18 protein-coding genes are annotated in these 21,392 nt (G+C 60.0%); 12 read left to right on the top strand and 6 right to left on the bottom strand.

The genetic code is table 11. The features are described 5' to 3' along the window. Window positions 1–120: 120 nt before the first annotated feature. On the bottom strand, window positions 121–681 hold the full coding sequence (locus tag ACXAIC_RS22110) for a helix-turn-helix domain-containing protein (RefSeq protein ID WP_475185734.1): 561 nt from the start codon (window positions 679–681) through the stop codon (window positions 121–123). A 207-nt stretch (window positions 682–888) separates the two neighbouring features. Then, window positions 889–2,646, bottom strand: coding sequence for a caspase family protein (locus ACXAIC_RS22105; RefSeq protein WP_475185731.1), 1,758 nt, complete (start codon window positions 2,644–2,646; stop codon window positions 889–891). Window positions 2,647–2,922: 276 nt separating this feature from the next. On the opposite strand from ACXAIC_RS22105, the gene ACXAIC_RS22100 reads away from it, so the two are divergent. The 7 genes from ACXAIC_RS22100 to ACXAIC_RS22070 all read left to right on the top strand — a co-directional run bounded on the left by ACXAIC_RS22100 (window position 2,923) and on the right by ACXAIC_RS22070 (window position 10,512). After that, window positions 2,923–4,593, top strand: coding sequence for a formate--tetrahydrofolate ligase (locus ACXAIC_RS22100; RefSeq protein ID WP_475185728.1), 1,671 nt, complete (start codon window positions 2,923–2,925; stop codon window positions 4,591–4,593). Between the two features lie 189 nt (window positions 4,594–4,782). After that, window positions 4,783–5,487, top strand: coding sequence for a corrinoid protein (locus ACXAIC_RS22095; RefSeq protein WP_475185723.1), 705 nt, complete (start codon window positions 4,783–4,785; stop codon window positions 5,485–5,487). A gap of 7 nt (window positions 5,488–5,494) precedes the next feature. Next, window positions 5,495–6,166, top strand: coding sequence for a DUF1638 domain-containing protein (locus ACXAIC_RS22090; protein WP_475185719.1), 672 nt, complete (start codon window positions 5,495–5,497; stop codon window positions 6,164–6,166). A 111-nt stretch (window positions 6,167–6,277) separates the two neighbouring features. Further along, window positions 6,278–6,580: a virulence factor gene (locus ACXAIC_RS22085; RefSeq protein WP_475185714.1), complete on the top strand. Its 303-nt coding sequence runs from the start codon at window positions 6,278–6,280 to the stop codon at window positions 6,578–6,580. Continuing rightward, window positions 6,573–7,463 carry a methylenetetrahydrofolate reductase gene (locus ACXAIC_RS22080; protein WP_475185710.1) on the top strand — a complete coding sequence of 297 codons (891 nt, stop codon included), beginning with the start codon at window positions 6,573–6,575 and terminating at the stop codon, window positions 7,461–7,463. Before ACXAIC_RS22085 ends, ACXAIC_RS22080 begins: the two co-directional genes overlap by 8 nt. Then, window positions 7,464–8,432, top strand: coding sequence for a methyltetrahydrofolate cobalamin methyltransferase (locus ACXAIC_RS22075; protein WP_475185704.1), 969 nt, complete (start codon window positions 7,464–7,466; stop codon window positions 8,430–8,432). It begins immediately after the preceding gene. Between the two features lie 46 nt (window positions 8,433–8,478). After that, the gene (locus ACXAIC_RS22070; protein ID WP_475185701.1) at window positions 8,479–10,512 is read left to right on the top strand and encodes an ASKHA domain-containing protein; all 2,034 of its coding nucleotides are present in this window, start codon (window positions 8,479–8,481) and stop codon (window positions 10,510–10,512) included. Between the two features lie 138 nt (window positions 10,513–10,650). On the opposite strand, the gene ACXAIC_RS22065 is transcribed toward ACXAIC_RS22070, so the two are convergent. After that, window positions 10,651–11,436, bottom strand: a complete 786-nt coding sequence (locus ACXAIC_RS22065) for a DUF1194 domain-containing protein (RefSeq protein ID WP_475185695.1) — start codon at window positions 11,434–11,436, stop codon at window positions 10,651–10,653. A gap of 206 nt (window positions 11,437–11,642) precedes the next feature. Here ACXAIC_RS22065 and ACXAIC_RS22060 point away from each other — a divergent pair, with 206 nt between their 5' ends. From ACXAIC_RS22060 to ACXAIC_RS22050, 3 genes are all read left to right on the top strand, one after another. Continuing rightward, window positions 11,643–12,464, top strand: a complete 822-nt coding sequence (locus ACXAIC_RS22060; protein WP_475185693.1) for an enoyl-CoA hydratase — start codon at window positions 11,643–11,645, stop codon at window positions 12,462–12,464. Window positions 12,465–12,561: 97 nt separating this feature from the next. Then, window positions 12,562–13,092 carry a CoA-binding protein gene (locus tag ACXAIC_RS22055; RefSeq protein WP_475185689.1) on the top strand — a complete coding sequence of 177 codons (531 nt, stop codon included), beginning with the start codon at window positions 12,562–12,564 and terminating at the stop codon, window positions 13,090–13,092. Window positions 13,093–13,234: 142 nt separating this feature from the next. Then, window positions 13,235–14,515, top strand: a complete 1,281-nt coding sequence (locus ACXAIC_RS22050) for an O-acetylhomoserine aminocarboxypropyltransferase (protein WP_475185686.1) — start codon at window positions 13,235–13,237, stop codon at window positions 14,513–14,515. 144 nt (window positions 14,516–14,659) lie between these two features. Here ACXAIC_RS22050 and ACXAIC_RS22045 read toward each other — a convergent pair whose 3' ends face one another. Then, window positions 14,660–16,747: a methyl-accepting chemotaxis protein gene (locus tag ACXAIC_RS22045; protein ID WP_475185681.1), complete on the bottom strand. Its 2,088-nt coding sequence runs from the start codon at window positions 16,745–16,747 to the stop codon at window positions 14,660–14,662. Between the two features lie 358 nt (window positions 16,748–17,105). Next, window positions 17,106–18,206, bottom strand: coding sequence for a COX15/CtaA family protein (locus tag ACXAIC_RS22040; RefSeq protein ID WP_475185677.1), 1,101 nt, complete (start codon window positions 18,204–18,206; stop codon window positions 17,106–17,108). A 138-nt stretch (window positions 18,207–18,344) separates the two neighbouring features. Here ACXAIC_RS22040 and ACXAIC_RS22035 point away from each other — a divergent pair, with 138 nt between their 5' ends. Beyond that, entirely contained in the window at window positions 18,345–18,560 is a 216-nt protein-coding gene (locus tag ACXAIC_RS22035) for a DUF2842 domain-containing protein (RefSeq protein WP_475185674.1), read from the top strand. Here ACXAIC_RS22035 and ACXAIC_RS22030 read toward each other — a convergent pair. After that, a complete protein-coding gene (locus ACXAIC_RS22030) occupies window positions 18,520–19,551 on the bottom strand; it encodes a polysaccharide deacetylase family protein (protein ID WP_475185672.1) in 1,032 nt (343 codons plus the stop codon). The two genes, ACXAIC_RS22035 and ACXAIC_RS22030, sit on opposite strands and share 41 nt — an antisense overlap. A gap of 269 nt (window positions 19,552–19,820) precedes the next feature. On the opposite strand from ACXAIC_RS22030, the gene ACXAIC_RS22025 reads away from it, so the two are divergent. Beyond that, a complete protein-coding gene (locus ACXAIC_RS22025) occupies window positions 19,821–20,981 on the top strand; it encodes a GNAT family N-acetyltransferase (RefSeq protein WP_475185667.1) in 1,161 nt (386 codons plus the stop codon). Window positions 20,982–21,392: the final 411 nt, after the last annotated feature.

Below are 21,392 nucleotides of genomic sequence, written 5' to 3'. Positions count from 1 at the left end.
ATACCGGAATTTAAGCAGCTGCAAAAGAGAGCAAATCCAATATGACGGAAATAGACCCTGCCCCCTGAGAAGGCACACCGTCTCTCAAAAAGCGCCTCCTGCCTGACGCATCTTTTCTTTTTATAGTTTCACCACCATCAGAATGGCCCGGGCCGGGCCGCCAATGGCCTCGATGCAATGGGGCACATCGGCGGCATAGCGGGCGGTATCGCCTTCGTTGATCACCCCTTTGGCAACACCGGAGGTGACTTCCAGCCGCCCTGCGCCAGCAATCAGCTGTTCACGGGTGCCCCGCTCATGAGGCTTGCTGTCCAGCTTGCCGCCTTTGGTGAAAATCAGCTCATAGACTTCCAGCTTGCCCGCGTCCTGAGGCGGCGACAGGATCCGGATCTTGCAGCCATCCCCGGCCCGGTCGAGAGCCGGGGTCTGATGTTCATGGAGGATTTCGACCCTGTCCTCGGCAGCTTCCTCGCCGAGCAGGCCCGCGAAGTCCACATTCAGCGCCCGGGTCAGGTTCAAAAGCGTTGCAACGGTCGGGTTCGATTCACCCCGCTCGATCTGGCTGACCATCGACCGGGAGACGCCGGACAGTTTTTCAACCGCCTCCAGAGACAGGCCTTGAGCACGGCGGGCTTTTTTCAATCGGTCCGGAAGACGGGCAAGGATTTCGGAATCTGTCATAACGGAACGCATAACACAGGCACGCAGGCCTGTGCCATGTCCACGAGCCGGACCCCGTCCTGCCTGAAACCGGAGAGGCCTGCACCGGCCTCTGATCCCCTCTTGCGGTCCGTGTCGCACCGGAGCCTTCAATCCGGGCAACAGACAGATCCGGCCCAGAGCCGTGTCAGTCTCTCGACCGCAGTTGTGTCCTTAAGAAATCAGCCTTCAACTGGCCCAGGGCACATGGCTCTTGAGAATGTCGCCCGGCCCCAGAATGCAGGGCTCCTGATCAAACTTCAAAAGTGCCAACTCGTCCCGGGTGTCGTGGACAAGCTCTTCGAAAGAAATCCGCTTCCTCGCTCTCAGGATCTTGGCCATGTTGAACGTGAACGCGCCGTGGCTTGTCACCCCGTGGCGGTATTCATAGGAAAATTGCTCAGCCCGGCACGCTTCGATGATCACCGGTAGATAGGCCCCCTTGGCCTTGTCCGGATCCTTCTTTTTCATCGCCTCATATTGTTTGGCTGTCAGGCCGCGCAACATGGAGGCCCGGCCGATCCGTTCTGTCGCTCCTTCCGGCCCAAAGAACTCCGCCGCCACTTGTTTGTCATCGGTGAAGGCAGCGTTCAGATGCTGAAAGCCGCGTGGAACCCAGGTGTCGGTTTTCAAATCCCATTTCAATTCCCGGTGGCGGATATCATCCGGTGGCGAAACCCCACGGATCCTGGCGCCGCCATTCTTGTGCAAGCCGCCGGAATTGCAGCAGTCAAAGATCATCACCAGCCGGCAGTCATAGGGCAGCTGGCTGTAGAGCTCGAAGATCTGCCGATCGGCAATGGAGGTTTCCGCGCTCCAGTCGAAGTCCCACGGCACCAGGGTTTCGACAAAATGATCCGGCTCCCCTTCAGCATTGTATTCCGGATAGCGCGCACCGTGGCCGCTGTAATAGAATACCAGTTCATCGCCCGGTTTCGGATCATCCAGCAGCCAGTCGAGCCGCTCCAGAATCCCCTTTGCGGTCGCGCGCCCGTCCAGACAGGTGCGGATGGACGAGGCCGGCATGCCGCCACGCTGCAGCACTTCGCTCATTGTGAACACGTCATTGACGCAGCCTTCCAGCGCATCCGACGCACTCGGATAGTCGTTGATGCCCACAAGCAGCGCCTTTTGCTCCTTGGCCCGCGATGTCTTCATGCCGCGCATGGATTTGACCAGGGTCTTGGTCTGGCCCAGCAGCGTGACATAAGGCATCCAGACATCGGCAACGGTCTGCTCATGGCTCAGATATTCCGTAGCCGCATGGTCCGCGATGCCGTCAATATCGAACGGTGTCAGGGTTTGGCGGAAGTTGCTGGCATCAATATTCACGATCGGCCGGGTGAAGACATCATCATGCTCGTTGTAAAGGTGGTGCCAGAATTCAACGCCCAGCGCCCCGATCCGTCCGTTGGTCAGGTTTTTCAGGACAAACGGGTTGTTGAGCTGGGACCCGAACGTCACATAGACAGCGCCCTTGAGCGCCTTTTTCACAGCCGCCGCCTGCGCATCCTCATGGGCAAAAGCGTCATAGGACAACAGCGACCCCAAGCTATGCGCCAGAATGATGTCGGGCTTGTGCTTGGCCACCTCCGAGAGGATGAAGGCGCGGGTTTTGGTCTTGAAGTCATCATCCGCGCACCAGGCCACCACATAGCCAGCCGTCCAGCGAATCCTGTCCGTAACCCCGGACAGCAGACCGCCCCGGCGCCTGAACCCGGAGGAAATACCGCTCCAGCCCAGTTTGACCAGCGCTTTCATCGTCTCCAGGAAGGACAGTTTTGTCTCTTCAAAAATCGGATCGTAATTCACGAACTTGAATTTCAGCCTCGCATTCGGTGGCAGCGGAAACGCATCTCTGATCGCGGCCTCCCAGCGCCCCTCCCAAGTGCCGTCTGTGTGATTTCCAAGACCGTGAATGCACAATATGTCAATCTGCTTGACCATCTTTTCACTCCTAAAAAATAATCGTATAAATTTCAATCAATACAGCCTTTACCAAAAGTTACTTTAGGTCAATAACAAACAACTCAAACAATTTTCCTTCCGCAAGCGCCGCATCCTCCCTCCCGTTGCAACAGGACGCGGTCGCAATTCACCTCATTGAAGTCGCAATTGGAACATTTGCTGCGGTGCGCCCTCCCTTAGCGTTTCGGCACGGATACCCGAGGCTTTGAGGAAAGCCCGGTGCCGGATTGGATGGAAGCGCCCGGGGAGACCAGTATGGCCAGCGACATCGAAATTGCCCGCGCCGCAAAGATGAAACCGGTTGCGGAGATCGGTGCCCGGCTGGAAATTCCCGAAGAGGCGCTGTTGCCCTATGGACGCACCAAGGCCAAGGTTTCGGCGGAGTTCATCAAAGGCCTTGAGGGACGCCGGTCCGGTAAACTGATCCTGGTCACCGCAATCAACCCGACCCCGGCCGGGGAAGGCAAAACCACCACCACCGTTGGTCTGGGAGACGGGCTGAACCGGATCGGCAAGAACGCAATGATCTGCCTGCGGGAACCCTCTCTCGGCCCCTGCTTCGGCATGAAGGGCGGTGCGGCCGGAGGGGGCCACGCCCAGGTCGTGCCCATGGAAGATATCAACCTGCATTTCACCGGCGACTTCCACGCGATCACGTCCGCGCACAATCTCCTGTCTGCCCTGATCGACAATCACATCCATTGGGGCAATGCGCTTGGCATCGATCCGCGCCGGGTGACCTGGCGCCGGGTCATGGACATGAATGACCGGGCCCTGCGCTCCATCGTCTGTTCGTTGGGCGGGGTGTCCAACGGCTATCCGCGCGAGGGCGGCTTCGATATCACGGTCGCATCTGAAATCATGGCCATTCTCTGCCTCGCAACAGATCTTGACGATCTGCAGACGCGTCTGGGCGACATCATTGTCGCTTACCGGCATGACCGAACACCTGTGCGGGCGCGGGAACTTGAGGCCGACGGGGCCATGACCGTTCTTTTGAAAGAGGCCTTGCAGCCAAATCTCGTTCAGACCCTGGAAAACAACCCGGCTTTCGTTCACGGAGGGCCCTTTGCCAACATCGCCCATGGCTGCAATTCGGTTGTTGCCACCCGTACCGCGCTCAAACTGGCGGACTATGTGGTGACTGAAGCCGGGTTCGGGGCAGATCTGGGCGCTGAAAAATTCTTCGACATCAAATGCCGCAAGGCCGGGATCTCCCCTGATGCGGTGGTGATCGTGGCAACCATCAAGGCCCTCAAAATGAATGGGGGCATTGCCAGGGAAGATCTGGGCACGGAAAATGTTGACGCCGTTGCCAAGGGGTGCGTCAACCTCGGCCGCCATATCGAAAATGTGAAACAGTTCGGCGTTCCGGCTGTTGTCGCCATCAATCACTTCACGGCGGATACGGAAGCGGAAGTGCAGGCCGTGAAGGATTACTGCGCAGAACTTGGCGCCGACGCCGTCCTGGCCACCCACTGGGCCAATGGCTCGAACGGCACCCGGGAGCTGGCGGAACGGGTTGTGGCCCTTGCCGAAAGCGGAGCCTCTCAGTTCGCGCCGCTCTATGACGACAGCCTGCCGCTCTTCGAAAAAATCGAGACCATTGCCAAGCGGATCTACCGAGCTGACGAGGTCCTGGCGGACAAATCCGTGCGCGATCAGCTCAAGCGCTGGGAAACCGACGGTTTCGGTCATCTGCCCGTCTGCATGGCCAAGACCCAGTATTCCTTCACGACCGACCCGCAGCTTCGTGGAGCCCCGACCGGCCACAGCCTGCCTGTCCGCGAAGTGCGTCTGTCGGCAGGGGCCGGTTTCATCGTGGTGATCTGCGGGGAAATCATGACCATGCCGGGATTGCCGCGCCTGCCTTCAGCCAACCACATCAAGCTGGACGACAATGGCCAGATCGAAGGCCTGTTCTGAGGCGCGCCAGACCCAGCATGCGAAAGAGCGGGTCCTGATCCGCTTTTTTGCCATCCGGATCTCCATCACCCGCCCCTGCTTCTGTCGCGTAAACGACTGGCCGTGTCGTTTTGAAGATACCGGTATTTCCGGCTTGCAGCTTAAGCTTTTTCATCGCGTTTCTGCGCTTTTGCCTTGCTGGAGCTGCCCATGTCCGAGGAAGAAGACATCGATCTCGCCGCCCTGTCCGATGACGAGCTGGTCGAGCAGATGCATGATGATCTTTATGACGGACTTCAGGATGAAATCGCCGAGGCGGTCAACATTCTGCTGGAGCGGGGCTGGGCCCCATATGACATCCTGACCAAGGCACTTGTGGAAGGCATGCGGATCGTCGGGATCGACTTCCGTGATGGCATCCTGTTTGTGCCCGAAGTGCTGCTGTCGGCCAATGCCATGAAGGCGGGCATGGGCATTCTGCGCCCGCTGCTGGCGGAAACCGGAGCTCCCAAGGTCGGCAAGATGGTGATCGGCACCGTCAAGGGCGACATTCACGACATCGGCAAGAACCTTGTGTCCATGATGATGGAAGGCGCTGGCTTTGAAGTGATCGATATCGGCATCAACAATCCGGTCGAGAACTATCTGGCTGCGCTGGAAGAGCATCAACCGGAAATCCTCGGCATGTCGGCGCTTTTGACCACCACCATGCCCTATATGAAAGTCGTCATTGACGAGATGAAGGCCAAGGGCATCCGGGACGATTATATCGTGCTTGTCGGCGGCGCTCCGCTGAACGAAGAATTCGGCGAAGCCGTTGGCGCGGACGGCTATTGCCGGGATGCGGCCGTGGCCGTTGAGATGGCCAAGGATCTGATTGCCCGCCGCCACAACCAGCTCGCATCCCAGGGCTGACCCTGCCATGTTTGAAGAGGCGCCCGGCATGCAAAACGGCGAGCCTCTTTTTCCCATTGAGAGCGACAAGAGCGCGCACGATAAAGATGCGCCCCAAAAGACCGGGCGCGTGCTGGTCATTGCCTGCGGCGCACTGGCGCGGGAAATCATGGCCGTGCGCGATCTCAACGGACTGGATCATATCGATCTGACCTGCCTGCCCGCCCAGCTTCACAACACCCCTGAGAAGATCCCGGGTGAAGTCCGCCGCGCCATCCTTGAGAACAAGGAGGCCTATGACGACATTCTTGTGGGCTATGGCGATTGCGGCACCGGCGGCCGCCTCGACAAGGTTTTGGCAGACACCGGCAGCCGCCGCCTGGACGGCGCCCATTGTTATGCTTTTTTGACAGGCCTGTCCGGCTTTGACCGGATAGCAGAGGAAGAGCCCGGCACCTTCTATCTGACCGACTTCCTGGCCCGCCATTTCCAGACCATGGTGATTGAGCCGCTCGGCCTCGACTGGCACCCCCATTTGAAGGACATGTATTTCGCGCACTACACGCGGCTGGTCTATCTGTCCCAGACCGAGGATCCGGCATTGGAAGAAGCTGCCCGCGCCGCTGCCGCCCGGCTAAGCCTGCGCTACGAGCATCACCATACCGGCTATGGCCTGCTAACCGGCTTCCTCAAGAGCTGACCCATCGGCAAAAGCCCCTGGGTCAGGTCGGATTTCCACGGTCCAATGCCGCTATCAGGCGGCCGGTTTCTGCCCCTTGTGGCGATCATGAGCGGAAAGGAAAGGCACCGCATGGCACAGAAGATCATCGTGTTCTGGCGTGATATTCCGGCCCAGATCCTGATCCGGAAAGGGCGCAAAGCCGCGCGCCGGGAACTTCCGGCCATGTTCATGGAGGCGATTGATGCCTGCGCCATGCGCATCGGTGCCAAAGACAGCGAGGCCTATATGACCGAATGGCGCCGGACCGACCCGGTCGACGTCTCCGATGATCTGGAGGCGGAAGCCGACACGGCCTTGAGGGCCCTTGTCACAGCCTATCCGAAAGACCGGCTGAAAGAGCTGCTTGCCAAAGGAGGCTCCGAGCATGGGTGACCAGCCGCGCATGGCGCACGGGCGCCTGCCTGCCTCGACGGAAATGTCCCCCAGGCAAGTGGTCGAAAAGACCGGCTTGCTGGCGTCCATTCCAGCCGGAACACGGGTCTATGTCACCGATTTGGGCAACGCCCCTGAGGATCTGATCGTTGCGGCCACCCGCTGCCTGAGCGACCATAGCCTGGTCGCCGTGCCCCACATGGCCGCACGGCGCTATCCCTCTCTGGCGGCCTTCGAGCGCCGCATCCTCCGCCTGACCCAGGAAGGCGGGGCCCGCGAGGTGCTGGCCATTGCCGGCGAAACCGACGCGCCTGGCCCGCTGCTCTCCTCTGTCGCGCTTCTGGAAACCGGCTTGTTCGACAAGCTGGGCATCACCGGGATCGCCGTTGCCGGGCACCCGGAAGGCGCCCCAGGCATTCCGCCCGAGGTGCTGCGCCGCTTTTTGATGCGCAAACACGAGCTGGCCGCAGACAGCGATGCGGCGTTCCGGATCGTGACGCAATTCGGCTTTGATCCCCACCGGGTCAGCCTCTGGCTGGACGAGCTGGAAAGCTGGGGCAACCGTTTCCCGGTGCATCTGGGGGTCGCAGGGCCCGCGAAGATGACCACGCTCTTGAAATATGCCGCCTTTGCCGGGGTCGAGAATTCCCTCGCGTTTTTGAAAAAGCGCGGCGGCGCGGTGGTCTCCATGCTGTCGGGCTATGACCCGGAAAGCATGGTCGAGCCGCTGGAATCCCGGGTTGCCCTGGAACGCGGCAGCCAGCTTGACCAGATCCATGTCTATCCGTTTGGCGGCGTCCAGAAAACCGCCGACTGGCTCCACGCCCGCGGGAGCTGGTCCTTCCCCCCTGTTCCGTCCATGACTGCGAATGAGAGCGCCTGAATGACCCGTACCCTTGTCGCCTCCGCCACCCGGGAAGCCGTCATCGGCTTCGATCAACCCTTTTGCGTGATTGGGGAACGGATCAATCCGACCGGCCGCAAAAAGCTGGCCGCTGAAATGATCGAGGGCAATTTCGAAACGGTCAAGGCCGACGTCCTCGCCCAGGTCGCTGCCGGTGCCACCATGCTGGATGTGAACGCAGGTGTGACCGCCGTCAATCCGAATGAGACCGAGCCGCCGCTTCTCGTCAGGACACTGGAAATCGTCCAGGAGCTAACCGATGTGCCCCTGTCGATCGACTCCTCCGTCACAGAGGCTATCAAGGCCGGACTAGACGTGGCCAAGGGCCGTCCGCTGGTCAACTCCGTGACGGGCGAAGAGGAAAAACTGGAAGCGATCCTGCCGCTCATCAAGAAATATGATGTGCCGGTGGTTGCCATTTCCAATGACGAAAGCGGCATTTCCGAAGACCCGGATGTGCGTTTTGAGGTGGCCCGGAAGATCGTGGAACGCGCGGCGGATTACGGAATCCCCGCGCACGATATTGTCGTGGACCCGCTGGTCATGCCAATCGGCGCCATGGGCACGGCCGGACAGCAGGTGTTCAAGCTGGTCCGGCGTTTGCGGGATGAGTTGAAGGTCAACACCACCTGCGGCCTTTCCAACATTTCCTTCGGCCTGCCCCACCGCCACGGCATCAATGCGGGCTTTATTCCCATGGTGATCGGCGCGGGCATGACATCGGCCATCATGAATCCCTGCCGTCCCCAGGAAATGGAAGCGGTTCGGGCCGCGAATGTTCTGAACGGCACGGATCCGAATTGCCAGAGCTGGATCATGACCTACCGGGATCACCGTCCGGCCACTTCCGGTCCCGGCGCCGTTCCGTCCGCCACCCCTGCAGAAGGTGGTGCGCCCTCCGGCCCCCGCCGCAGAGGCGGACGCGCGGCCCGGCGTTCGGCCGGGTAACGCCGCCACCCAAGAGATCAGCCAAACCGGATCAGACCCCACAAGAATGAGCGACACTCCGTCCATTGCCAAAGTCGTTTTCCAACCAAGCGGCAAACGCGGCACCTTCGAGGTGGGAACGCCGCTGCTGGATGCAGCCCGCTCGCTTGGGGTCTATGTGGAATCTGTTTGTGGCGGACGGGGCATTTGCGGGCGCTGCCAGGTCTCCGTGTCAGAAGGTGTTTTTGCCAAGGAAAACCTGGTCAGCGAAGCCGGTCATCTGGACGCTGCCACAGACGCCGAGACCCGATATGCGGGCCTGCGCGGCCTGGAAAGCGGCCGGCGCCTGTCCTGCCAGGCCAGGATCCTGGGGGATCTGGTGGTCGATATCCCGGCCGATGCCCAGACCAACCGGCAGATCGTGCGCAAACGGGCCGAGGCCCGGCATATAACCCCGGACAGCGCAGTCACGCTGGTCACGCTCACCCTGGAGGAACCGGATATGGAGACCCCGCGCGGCGATGTGGACCGTCTGCGTGAGGCCTTGGCGAAAAAAACCGGGTTTGCCTCCCTCACCATCGATCCGGCCTTGCTGCCCGGCGTCCAGAAGACCTTGCGCGCAGGCAACTGGACGGTGACCGCCGCCCTTTATGCCGATGGTCACGTGCCGCCCGCAGTCACCGCGCTTTGGCCGGGTAAAAAAACGACCCTTTACGGGCTTGCGGTGGATATCGGCTCCACCACCATCGCCGCCCATTTATGTGATCTTCGCACCGGGCGCACCGTGTCGTCCGCAGGCACATCCAACCCGCAGATCCGCTTCGGCGAAGACCTAATGTCCCGGGTCTCCTATGTGCAGATGAACCCGTCCAGACTGCCCGATCTCACCAGATCCGTGCGCGAGGCGGTGAATGCGCTCACCGGCAAGCTGGTGCGGATCGTCGGTGCGGAACGCGGCGACATCCTTGACGCCGCCTTTGTCGGCAACCCGGTGATGCATCATCTTTTCCTCGGCATCGACCCGGTGGAACTGGGCGGCGCGCCCTTTGCCCTTGCAGCTTCCGACGCCATGGTGCTTCAGGCCCGGGATCTGGATCTGGAGCTTCATCCGGGCGCGCGGGCCTATATGCTGCCCTGCATCGCAGGCCATGTGGGCGCCGATGCTGCGGCAGCGACCCTTGCCGAAGGCCCGCACCGGCAGGACGGGATCACACTTCTGGTGGATGTGGGCACCAATGCGGAGATTGTTCTGGGCAACCGGGAGCGGCTTCTGGCCGCCTCCTCCCCCACCGGCCCGGCCTTTGAAGGGGCCGAGATTTCCTCCGGCCAGCGGGCTGCCCCCGGCGCTATTGAGCGCATCCGCATCGACAAGGAGACGCTGGAGCCCCGCTTCAAGGTCATCGGCGTGGAGGAATGGTCCGATGAGGACGGCTTTGCGGAAAAGGTTGAGGCCGTCGGCGTCACCGGCCTGTGCGGGTCCGGCATCATCGAGGCGGTTGCAGAGATGTATCTGGCAGGCCTGATCACCGAAGACGGGGTCATAGACGGTTCCCTGGCCGCCCGCACGCCGCGCCTGAAAGCAGATGGGCGCACCTTTTCCTATCTGGTGGCCAAAGACGGGGTTGAAATCTCCATCCGCCAGACGGATATCCGGGCGATCCAGCTGGCCAAAGGCGCACTTTACGCGGGCATCAAGCTGCTCCAGGACAAGCTCGGCACCACCCGGATCGACTCAATCCGCCTCGCCGGGGCGTTCGGCAGCTATATCGACCCGAAATACGCCATGATCCTCGGCCTCCTCCCCGACTGTCCTCTGGACGGGGTGTCCGGTGTCGGCAATGCGGCTGGAACCGGCGCACGCATGGCCCTGATCAACCGGGGATACAGGCGCGAGATCGAACAGGCGGTCCGGGAGATCGAAAAGATCGAAACGGCTCTGGAGGCGAAGTTTCAGGAGCATTTCGTCAACGCCATGGCCCTTCCGAACAAGACCGATCCCTTCCCCCATTTGCGGGAGGCTGTTCAACTGCCGGAGCGCAAGACCTCAGCCCCGTCTGAAGCTACCGGCAGCGGCAGGCGCAGGCGGCGCAGACGCGGATAGTCGGCACATTCCGCAGGCGTTCTCCGCGTGCCGGGGCCGGAACCAGACTTCCCCTGGCACTCACAGCAAAAGCAGAGCTCCATCAAGCGCTGGATCAGGCTGGATCAGCCCGGCTTGCCACCACAAATGCAAACGCAACTACTGATCCCAGAAAAACTGGTCCCTCAGGCGCTGCCAGATCTTTTCGCCCACCAGACAGTCATAACGCTGCCGTTCAGAAAATTGGGCGCGGATCACCTGTGGCGGCGCCGGCTGGCGGCCGCCGATTTCCAGGATGAGCTTGCGCCGGACCGCCTCGGGAAACTGGGCCCAGTCGGTGACCGGCAGGACAAAGCTGGCCGGACCGCCGGTCACACAGTGGCGATAATAGACATCCAGATCCGCAATGTTGAACTGCGCGCCCGGACCGCCTGTCGTCATCAGGGGCAACCCGTTGATGGTAATGCCCCGCTCAACGGCCGCATCCCGGGCCAGGGTAACCGGGGCGCCGTGGTTGTTGGGGCCGTCTCCGGAAATGTCGATGACCCGCCGGTCGGCAAGGAACGGCACTGCCTCCAACATCCCGGCCGCCGTTGCAATCGCGCCGGAGATCGAGGTCCGGCGCTGGCTATAGGCCTCCTTGAGCAGGATCCGGTCAGCAAAGCCTTGCGCATCTTCGGTTTTTTCGATCAGGGTCCAATCAGCAATAACCCGGGCATGGGTGTCGTTGGCCCATTCGAACATGATCAGGGCAATCCTCCCATGAGCGCCCTGCTCAATTGCGCGCATCACCTGGGGGCTGGAAATGGCCGCCGCATAACCGCGCCGCTGGATCTGCAATTCTTCCGGAGACATGGATCTGGACACGTCAACGGCCAGCACGAGGGCAACATCCACCGTTTCCTGCGCCCGGGCACTCAGAGCCAGGGCCGCGAGGCAGACCATCGTCACAACGCAAGAACACAAAGACTGAAAGAAACGCCTCCACATGGGCAAAGGATAGCTGAAAATCCGCCGCGCTAAAGCGCTTTCAGCCCCTTCTCTCTTCACCCCTCGGTGAACGGTCCCAGGGCTTGCCGCGACAATTCCTATCGCGCGCCCTGTCCGGTCCGCTATAAGAGCAGAAAAACCGCACATCTCAGGGAGCGACCATGTCCGACACCGCCGCCAACGACCAGAGTGAAAAACCGATGCTGTCCACGCTTCTGCATGAGGGCGTTTACCGGATCGTGATGCAACGGCCCGAGCGCATGAATGCGCTCTCCACGCAGATGATGGCCGCACTGTCCGAAGAACTCACCAGGGCGGCCGGCGATCCGGCGGTGCGGGTTGTGCTGCTTGGGGCGGAGGGCAAGGTCTTCTGCGCCGGACATGATCTGAAGGAACTGACGGCGGCCCGCGCGGATGCGGATGGCGGCAAGGCCGCCTATGAGCGTATCATGCGCCAGTGCTCCGATCTGATGCAGCAGATCGTGCGCCTGCCCAAGCCGGTGATTGCGGTCGTGACCGGTGTTGCAACGGCCGCCGGGTGTCAGCTGGTCGCCTCCTGCGACCTGGCAATTGCCACCGATACGGCCACCTTCTGCACTCCGGGCGTCAATATCGGCCTGTTCTGTTCCACGCCCATGGTGGCTCTCTCCCGCAATGTGGCGCCGAAACAGGCCATGGAGATGCTCTTGACCGGGGAAAGCATCGATGCGTCCACCGCCAAGGAATTCGGCCTGATCAACCGGATCGTGCCTGGCGACTATCTGGAGCAGGTCGTCCAGAAATACGCCGCCGTGATCGCCTCAAAGTCTTCCAAGACCCTTCAGATCGGCAAGGAAGCCTTTTACCGGCAGCTGGAAATGCCCCTTGCGCAGGCCTATGACTTCGCCGCGCAGACCATGGTCGAGAATATGATGGCAAGGGACGCGGAAGAAGGGATTTCCGCCTTCCTGCAGAAACGGTCTCCAGACTGGACGGACAGCTGACGGCTCCGGCAGAAAGAACGGGAACCGCGTTTTGGGGCCTTGCCACGGGTTTTCATTTCGCCTTGGATAGCGCCGCACAGCCAGGGATCTTGCCTTCATGAACCATGACAGCTACTCCGACGCCTATATCAAGGGCATTCTGGACGAGGTGAAGACCGTCGCCATGATCGGCGCCAGCGCCAACAATGTGCGCCCGTCCTATTTCGTGCTGAAATACATGCTCGCCAAGGGCTACGAGGTCTGGCCGGTCAATCCGGGCCAGGCGGGCAAGGAGATCCTGGGCCAGAAGGTCTATGCGGGGCTGGACGACCTGCCCGGCACCCCGGACATGATCGATATCTTCCGCAATTCGGAGGCGGCCGGAGGCATTGTGGATGCGGTTCTGGCCAGCGGAAAACTGCCCAAGGTGATCTGGATGCAGCTCACCGTCCGCCATGAGAACGCGGCGGAGCGGGCAGAAGCGGCCGGGATCAAGGTGGTCATGAACCGCTGTCCGAAAATCGAGTATGGCCGCCTGTCCGGCGAGATCGGCTGGGCCGGGGTCAATTCCAAAACCCTGTCCTCCAAACGCCCGGCCTTGAAATCAGGCTTTCAGCACCGGGGCCTTGTCAGCCGCAAGACTGACTGAGACCGGACCGCCCCTTGAGGCCGTTCCCGGCACTGCCTTGAAATCAATATTCCAATAGGGCCGCTCAAATGGAAAAATCCTGCTTTGACCGGCCCTCCGCCTTCGGCCAGACTGGCCGCCAGATTCAACAGGGAGGTTCTTCATGAGCGACACTATTCCAGGATTTTCCACGCTGGCCATCCATGCGGGCGCGTCCCCCGACCCGTCCACCGGCGCGCGCGCAACCCCCATCTACCAGACCACGTCTTTTGTCTTTGACGATGTCGACCATGCTGCGTCCCTGTTCGGCCTGCAGGCTTTCGGTAACATCTATACCCGGATCACCAACCCAACGACTGCGGTGCTGGAAGAGCGGGTCGCGGCCCTTGAAGGGGGTACGGCGGCCCTGGCGACTGCGTCCGGTCACTCCGCCCAACTCCTTTGTTTCCACACTTTAATGCAGCCGGGCGACAATATTGTCGCGGCCAACAAGCTTTATGGCGGGTCCATCAACCAGCTGAACCACTCGTTCAAGAGTTTCGGCTGGGATGTGAAATGGGCAGATCCGGCCAATATCGGCACGTTTGAAGCGGCCATTGACGCCAATACAAAGGCGATCTTTATCGAGAGCCTCGCCAATCCCGGCGGCATTGTCGTTGATATTGAAGCCATTTCGCGGATCGCCAAGGCCAAGGGCATCCCGCTCGTGGTCGACAACACCATGGCAACGCCCTATCTGTGCCGCCCGATTGAGCATGGCGCGGATATCGTTCTGCACTCACTGACAAAATTCATGGGCGGTCACGGCAATTCCATGGGCGGCATCATCGTGGATGGCGGCAGCTTCGACTGGTCGGCCGGTGGCAAATATCCGCTTCTGTCAGAACCGCGCCCGGAATATCAGGGCGTTGTGCTGCACGAGACCTTCGGCAATTTCGCCTTTGCCATTGCCTGCCGGGTGCTTGGGCTGCGCGATCTTGGACCGGCCATTTCCCCCTTCAACGCGTTCATGATTCTGACAGGCATCGAGACCCTGCCCCTGCGTATGCAGCGCCATGCTGACAACGCCAAAAAAGTTGCCTTGCACCTGTCCGGCCATGACAAGGTCAGCTGGGTGTCCTATGCCGCCCTGCCGGAGGACAAGCACCACGCGCTGCAGCAGAAATACATGCCCAACGGCGCAGGCGCCGTGTTCACCTTCGGGGTTGAGGGCGGCTATGACGCTGGGGTGTCGCTGGTCTCCAAGGTCGAGCTGTTCTCGCATCTGGCCAATATCGGCGACACGCGCAGCCTGATCATCCACCCTGCGTCGACCACCCACCGCCAGTTGAACGACGAACAGAAAGTGGCGGCAGGCGCTGGCCCGGATGTGGTGCGTATTTCCATTGGCCTGGAAGATGTGGACGACATCATCGCCGACCTGAACCAGGCTCTGGCCGGCTGACAAGGCTACGGCCCTCTCCAGCTGCAGATCACGGCTGCCGCGCCAGCCCTTCAAAGAACAAAACGCCCGCCGGAGCTTGATCCGGAGGGCGTTTTTTTCAGGCCACTCAATGCGACGGCGTGTGCGCGACATGCGCAGCCCTAATCAGGCTGCGGTCTGGCTGAGATGGCTGTTCTGGCGGCGTTCGACACCGGTATAGCTCGGGCTGTCAGGATCCCGGCGGTCAAAAGGCCCGGTGCGCAGCGCGATGTAGAATTCCTTGACTGCATTTTCCATGGCACTTGCCTGTTGAGACAAGCGCTCAGACGCCGTCTGTACGGTGCTGGCCGTTTCGCTGGCCACATTGATCGTATCGCTGACATCGGTGACATTTGAAGCAAGCGTTTGCATCGCTTCGGACGCCACGCCCGTGGTCTGTGAGATCTCCCGGGTTGAGGCACCTTGCTCTTCAACCGCAGCCGCGATTGTGGAGGTCACGGCATCCAGTTGCTGCCCCATCTTTTCAATGTCGCGAATGCTCTCCACGGCACGGTGGGTTGCCCCCTGAATGCCCGAGATCTGATCAGAAATCTCTCCGGTGGCTTTGGAAGTCTGATCGGCCAGTTCCTTGACCTCGGCGGCCACGACGGCAAACCCTCGTCCCGCCTCACCGGCCCGTGCCGCTTCAATGGTGGCATTCAGAGCCAGCAGGTTGGTTTGCTCCGCAATGTCCCGGATCAGGTTGACAACCGCCCCGACCTTCTCGCCCGCTGCTGCCAGGCTGCTCATTTCCTCAACGGAAGACCGGGTCTTTTCACTCGTCTGCTGCACAACATCGGTCGCGGTCGTCACCTGGCGGGCAATCTCCTGAACCGAACTGGCCAGTTCTTCCGTGGCAGCGGCAACAGTTTGCATGTTCGTGTTTGTGCTATGCGCTGCCTGGTCGGCGCCACTTGCCTTGCCTTTTGCCTGTTCCGACAAAGTGCCAAGGTCGCTTGCCGACTGCTGCATGGATTTACTGTCCTGCATCAGAATCTTCATGATCGCATCGGCAGATTCCTTGAATTTCTCGATCGCTTCTTCCGTAATTTTGTGGGTCGCATGACGGGCCTCCTCCTGCTGCTTGTTCTCCGCTTCCAGCCGCTCCCGGGCGATGGCATTTTCCTTGAACACCTCGACCGCCTGGGCCATGTCGCCGATTTCATCTCCCCGGTCGAGGCAGGGTACGCCAACCCCCAGATCGTTTTCAGCAAGACTGCGCATGGCGACGGTCATGGAAGAAATGGAGCTGGACAGGCTGCGCGAGAGGGAAATCGCAACAAACAGTCCAAAGCCAAAGGCAACAACACCGGCAAGGGCGACAATCAGTTCCTGGCGTTCAAAGGCAGCGCTGATGTCCGGTCCGATGGTGTTCTGCCTGGAAACGTATGCAGCAACCATTGCCTCGGATTGGCTTGTGGCGCGTGGACCGGCCACATCAAGCGTCTCGGCATAGATGCTGTTACGGGACTGAACCGCCTCAAAAATCTGGCCGAAAATGGTTTTCATGGCCTTCAGATCGTCCTGAACTTGTTTGGTCAAATCCCGCCGGGTCGGATCCTCCAGAACACTCAGCAGGATCTTTGTCTGCACATTGGCTTTTTTCATTTCTTTCTGGAAACGGGCCAGCGCCTCTTCCGCATTTACGAGCAGAAATTGCTGCGCATAGTAGCGGGCCAGAAGGACACGCTGCTGTGTGCGGCCAGCATAAAAAGCCGCAATTGCATCCTTATCCTTGTAAGCACTTTCCATCACCTGTGAAAGTTTCTTCCGGGCAGCAACGCCAAGCGGGAGGAAGGATTTGTTGACAAGCTCGTTGCGCTGCTCCTGAAGCGCCCAAGCCTGTTCGAACCCGTTGCGATAGCTTTCCAGATCACGCTTGAGCGCGTCCAGCTGCGCCAGCTCTTCGTCCCTGACCTGAGGCCGAATGCTGGTGATTTGCTTTTCAACATCGGAGACCCTTTGCCGGACATTGGCAAGCGCCTGCGGATTGCCACTTGCCCGGAACTTCATTGTCTCCAGGCGCAGTACCGTGATTTTCTGAGCGATCTCTTCAAACGCAACACTTGCGTGCGCGGCCTGCCTGTACTCCGCGAACCGGCTGAACGACTCTTGCGTTGTAAAAACGCTGAAGGTTGCCATCGCGATCAGAACCAGGAGGATTGACCCGAATCCGGCCCATAATTTTCGGCTGATCGGCCAGTTCTTCATCATCAGAAAAAATCTCCCAATTACGCAAGGTTATCTACTAAGATAATGAAATTCATGAATCAAAAATTTATAAATGCGTGCAATTTATTGAATTACACCATGTCACTACTAACGAGATATTGCTGTAAACTTCTGGATTCAATAGATATTTTGTTCGGTAAAATTTTGCGTTTTCTGGACATGCCCCGTCCCTCACGGGTGCAGATCCACGCCAGGAGACCGTTGAAGGGAGCCGTTTCGGCAAACAACACCTTCAGATTGATACCAGTTTTGTGAAGAGGAACCGGACAAGACGGACGGCGATCAAGTCTTCCAGCGAGGGAAACTCGAACGATCATCGAAAAGCTGCAAAATCTATTGCCTACCCCCGTAACGGGAATGACCCTTTCAAAACTGCCAGATAGTCGACAGCCGCCGCCAGCACACATACCGCAAAGCCCTGGTGCACCAAGGCGATAGACAGGGGCACGTGCCAGATCAGGGTTAAAACGCCAAACACAGCCTGCAGCAGAAGAAATCCGCCTACATGGGCACCTGCGCGGCGTAAAGGCCCTCGCTTGCTGACGTGAAAGGTCAACGCCATCAGCCCAAGTCCGCACAGGACCAGCAGATAGGCCGTCATGCGGTGCTGAAACTGAACCGTCTGGACATTTTCAAAGACATTCAGCCAGACAGGCTCCATTACCAGCAGGCTGCCCGGAATGATCTTTCCATCCATCAGCGGCCAGGTGTTGAAGGTCAGCCCCGCATTGAGCCCGGCCACCAGCCCACCCAGGAAGATCTGCACGAACACAAGTCCCAGAACACATTTTCCCGGAAAAGACAGACGGCTTTCCTCGTCGCGAACCGGAGAGTCCAGAGGCGACAGTCTGCGCGCGAGCCAAAAAAGATAGGCGAAAATGACCAGAGCCAGCGTCAGATGAATAGCCAGCCGGTATTGGCTGACATCCACCCGGTCCACCAGCCCGGAGCTCACCATCCACCAGCCGACGGCTCCCTGCAGCCCGCCAAGCCCCAGACCGAGCAAAAGCCGTGGTTTAAGCCAGGGTTCGATCCGCCCGGCCAACCAGAACCCGGCCATGGGCACAAAAAACGCCACGCCAATGAGACGGCCCAGCAGCCTGTGCCCCCATTCCCACCAGAAGATAAACTTGAATTCCTCCAGGCTCATACCCTTGTTGATCAGCTGGTATTCGGGTATCTGGCGGTATTTTTCCAGTTCCTGCTCCCATTCCGGAACGCTAAGCGGCGGGATCACCCCATGGATCGGTTTCCATTCGGTGATCGACAGACCGGATTCGGTCAATCGTGTCGCTCCGCCGACAACGACCATCACAAGGATCATCGCGCAGATAGTATAGAGCCACCAGCGGATCATCGCCCGGCTCCGCTTGATCCGCTCCAGTTTCGCCGGCAAGGGTTTCGCCTGCCCGTCCAGGGCATTGTCTGCAACTGCATTCATGGGTGTGATCCGGATTGTCCCGCCGTGGATTTGACCTTTGTCCAGCGGAGATATAGGTGCAAGGGCAGTCCGGCAAGCGATGTGAGACATTTTGCCGTGCCGGACCGGCTTTAAAACCAATCAACCGGACGGCGGAGCATGGTGCCCTCATTTCGCAAATTCATTGGAATGGTGCTGCTGGTCAGCTTCGTTGTCGTCTACGCCTTCACCGCCATGGTGATCGGCGACATGACCTTGCAAAAGTCGTCCAATCTGGTGCGCTTCATCTATTTCGCAATTGCCGGGCTGGTGTGGGTCGTCCCGGCCGGGGCGATCATCTGGTGGATGGAAAAGAGCGGGAAGAACCGGACCTGATGCCGAAGCCGGACGTGGCCCAGCGGGCGGCTTTGTGAAGCGCAAACGGGGCTCCGGTCAGATACTGGTCCACGATGGCCGGGTCCTGGAACCTGCCATTCAGCGATACTCTCGGCAGCATCATCGGATCGCGCGCATTGGCCGATTGCAGCACACCCGGCAAAGTCGTGACCGAGGAGGCGAAGCCGGTCTCGCGCAAAAGGTCCGCATCGCGCAGGCTGACCGCATGGGATTTGCCATAGGGATAGGCGAAATGCTTAGGCCGCCGCCCAAGTTCCTCTTCAAGCTTGTGTACGCCGGTTAGAATGTCGGCCCGGGCGGCGGCACAGTCCAGACGCGCCAGAGCAAAGTGATCGTGCGTATGGGCGCCGATCGTAACAAGCGGGTCGCCAGCCAGCTGTCGCACCTCGTCCCAGCTCATCATTTCCCTGTCAGCCAGCGCCGCCAGATCCAGGCCGTATTTTTCCGCCAGCGCCCGGATGATCCGGCGCTGATCCAATTCGCCGACATCCAGGGTCAGATAGTCGGCCAAGCGCCTGAAACAGGCTTCTTTTTCTACCGCCGTGCGGCAGGACACCCCGTTCTCGGCCCCGGCCTGGGTGAACGTCACTGTGTCATTCTCAGCAATGATCCGCTCCAGGGCGAGCCACCAGAGCTCCGTGCTCCGCTCAATCAGGCCTGTTGCGACAAAAACCGTGAACGGCGCATTCAGCTCCTTCAGCACGGGATAGGCGGTGTCCAGATTGTCCTTGTAGCCGTCGTCAAAGGTCAGCACAGCATAGCGCTGACGGCCATAGCCGGTCTTCAGAAGATCCACCGCTTCGTCGAGAGAGATGATCTCATAGCCATTTGCCCGGATCCGCTCGACGGCAAGACGCAGAAAGTCCGGGGTGATTTCCAGGTGCCTGTTGGGCTGAAACACCTCTGCCCGCGCCGGGCGGACATGATGCATCATGAAGACCGCGCCACAGCCCTGCGTCAGCGGTGCCATTAGGCGCCCGAGTCCTGTTCTTTTCAGAAGCCGGAACGTCCGCGAGACAAGTTTTTGACGAATCCCCATGCAGCTGCAACGCTTATCAATCAAATCCGAACCGGCCCGCTCCTCTGGTGCGGCCGCTGCCATAGTCACAGAGTAGGCACGTATTCTTTAATAATTATTGCTAGATGTATCGAGGGTTGTTCCGAAGAGCCAGCACAGGGTCTCGTCATCCTTACCAATTCGTTAATACCATTCAACTTTTTTGAATGAAGGCCCGTCCCATGCCCGCCAGCAAGGCACCGATAGAGATCGAGATCTTTTCAAGATTTGAGGATCTGGACCGTGACTGGGCGGCCCTTGCGCCTGGCGCTCTCGGCACGCCTTACCAGACCCCGGCCTGGCTCTCGGCCTGGTCCGCCACCTTGGGCACTGCCCTTGCGGTTTCACCCGTTCTTGCCGTGGGACGGATGCGCGGACAGGCTGTCTTCTGCCTGCCATTCGGTCTGCAAAAGACGCCGGCCGGCACCAGCCTGTCCTTCCTCGGGCACCAGAACGGCAACCAGAACACGGGCCTCTGGGCCCCGGATTTTTATGCAGCCGTTGACACGGACCAGATCACACACTGCCTGAAGGATGTTTGCGCGCATGTGAAGGCCGACATGCTTGTTCTTCACAATGTGCCCGAAACCTGGCACGGGCGGCCGCATCCGCTGATCCTGGAAGGCGCCGCCCCGAGCCCCAGCCCGGACTTTGCCCGTGCCCTGCCCCTTGAGTTCGAGCGTCTGTTTCAGGACACTCACAGCAAGTCTTCGCGCAAGAACCTTCTTCGCAAGCAGCGGCATCTGCAGGCCGCCGGCGGCTACCGGGCCGCAAGGGCAGCGGAGCACGTCGAAATTGCCCGTGGGCTCGACGCCTTCTTGGAGCAGCGCGCCCTGCGCGCCAAGGAAGCCGGCATCCCGAACGTGTTTTCGTCCTCTTCTGCCCGGCAGTTTCTGAAGCACCTGCTCGGTCTTGCCGGCGACGGCACCGGTCCGGCCGTGCTGGATCTGTGGACGCTTGAAGTGGACGGAAAAATCCGGGCCACCTATCTGTGCGCCGAACATAGTGGCACGCTTTATGCCTTTAGCAACAGTGTCGCCCATGACGACTTCCTGCCCAACAGTCCCGGCCTTGTGCTGATCAAGGAGATTATCGAAGCGGCCTGTGCCGCGCCGGAGCTGACGCAGATGGACCTCGGCCTTGGAGAAGAGCGCTACAAGACCGCCTGGGCGGCCCCTGTACCGCTGAAAGACAGCCTTCTGGCCCTGTCTTTCAAAGGACACGCCAGGAAACAGATGGGCATGCTGCGCCTGAAGGCCAAAACGGCCGTGCGCAACTCCGGAACGCTCTGGCCGCTTGTCCGGCGTCTGCGCCGCTTGACCTCCGCGCTTCGGAGCACCTGATATGTGTCCGGCTGGATTTGGTACATACCAGTCCGCCCCCTCCAAAGGTTCAAACTGACGGCTTATGCTAGGACTGGGAAACCTGAAGCCTCGGGCGATAAGTCTGCACGATTTGACCGGACCTGCTTTGTCTGCTGAGGCGGCGGATTGCGTGCCGTGGTGGCTCCCGCCCCAAGTGCGATCCAATGATGTCAGCAGGCAAAGGAGACCAGCGCTTCGGGTGATGGAAAGGAACCTGTCTGCAGCGCTGCGCGACGCGCCTTGCCGAATGGCCTGCTTCCCAACATCAAATGGGGCAGACTAATCGCCCGATGCTTCACATCTAGAGCGTTTCCCGCTTACTCCGGCTCATATCCTGCGGCAGCGAAGTAGTTTCTTGCCTCTGAGGGCGTGACTGCGTCTATCGCAGAC

The organism is Roseibium sp. AWQ4_254 (assembly GCF_056161025.1).
Note: the sequence above shows the minus strand (reverse complement) of the source record. Positions and strands in the feature narration are given on the sequence as shown.

What these genes read in the sequence shown, in the direction of transcription:
- ACXAIC_RS22110 (WP_475185734.1), bottom strand. Translation starts at nt 681, where the DNA reads ATGACAGATTCCGAAATCCTTGCCCGTCTTCCGGACCGATTGAAAAAA.
- ACXAIC_RS22105 (WP_475185731.1), bottom strand. Translation starts at nt 2,646, where the DNA reads ATGGTCAAGCAGATTGACATATTGTGCATTCACGGTCTTGGAAATCAC.
- ACXAIC_RS22100 (WP_475185728.1), top strand. Translation starts at nt 2,923, where the DNA reads ATGGCCAGCGACATCGAAATTGCCCGCGCCGCAAAGATGAAACCGGTT.
- ACXAIC_RS22095 (WP_475185723.1), top strand. Translation starts at nt 4,783, where the DNA reads ATGTCCGAGGAAGAAGACATCGATCTCGCCGCCCTGTCCGATGACGAG.
- ACXAIC_RS22090 (WP_475185719.1), top strand. Translation starts at nt 5,495, where the DNA reads ATGTTTGAAGAGGCGCCCGGCATGCAAAACGGCGAGCCTCTTTTTCCC.
- ACXAIC_RS22085 (WP_475185714.1), top strand. Translation starts at nt 6,278, where the DNA reads ATGGCACAGAAGATCATCGTGTTCTGGCGTGATATTCCGGCCCAGATC.
- ACXAIC_RS22080 (WP_475185710.1), top strand. Translation starts at nt 6,573, where the DNA reads ATGGGTGACCAGCCGCGCATGGCGCACGGGCGCCTGCCTGCCTCGACG.
- ACXAIC_RS22075 (WP_475185704.1), top strand. Translation starts at nt 7,464, where the DNA reads ATGACCCGTACCCTTGTCGCCTCCGCCACCCGGGAAGCCGTCATCGGC.
- ACXAIC_RS22070 (WP_475185701.1), top strand. Translation starts at nt 8,479, where the DNA reads ATGAGCGACACTCCGTCCATTGCCAAAGTCGTTTTCCAACCAAGCGGC.
- ACXAIC_RS22065 (WP_475185695.1), bottom strand. Translation starts at nt 11,436, where the DNA reads ATGGTCTGCCTCGCGGCCCTGGCTCTGAGTGCCCGGGCGCAGGAAACG.
- ACXAIC_RS22060 (WP_475185693.1), top strand. Translation starts at nt 11,643, where the DNA reads ATGTCCGACACCGCCGCCAACGACCAGAGTGAAAAACCGATGCTGTCC.
- ACXAIC_RS22055 (WP_475185689.1), top strand. Translation starts at nt 12,562, where the DNA reads ATGAACCATGACAGCTACTCCGACGCCTATATCAAGGGCATTCTGGAC.
- ACXAIC_RS22050 (WP_475185686.1), top strand. Translation starts at nt 13,235, where the DNA reads ATGAGCGACACTATTCCAGGATTTTCCACGCTGGCCATCCATGCGGGC.
- ACXAIC_RS22045 (WP_475185681.1), bottom strand. Translation starts at nt 16,747, where the DNA reads ATGATGAAGAACTGGCCGATCAGCCGAAAATTATGGGCCGGATTCGGG.
- ACXAIC_RS22040 (WP_475185677.1), bottom strand. Translation starts at nt 18,206, where the DNA reads ATGAATGCAGTTGCAGACAATGCCCTGGACGGGCAGGCGAAACCCTTG.
- ACXAIC_RS22035 (WP_475185674.1), top strand. Translation starts at nt 18,345, where the DNA reads ATGGTGCCCTCATTTCGCAAATTCATTGGAATGGTGCTGCTGGTCAGC.
- ACXAIC_RS22030 (WP_475185672.1), bottom strand. Translation starts at nt 19,551, where the DNA reads ATGGCACCGCTGACGCAGGGCTGTGGCGCGGTCTTCATGATGCATCAT.
- ACXAIC_RS22025 (WP_475185667.1), top strand. Translation starts at nt 19,821, where the DNA reads ATGCCCGCCAGCAAGGCACCGATAGAGATCGAGATCTTTTCAAGATTT.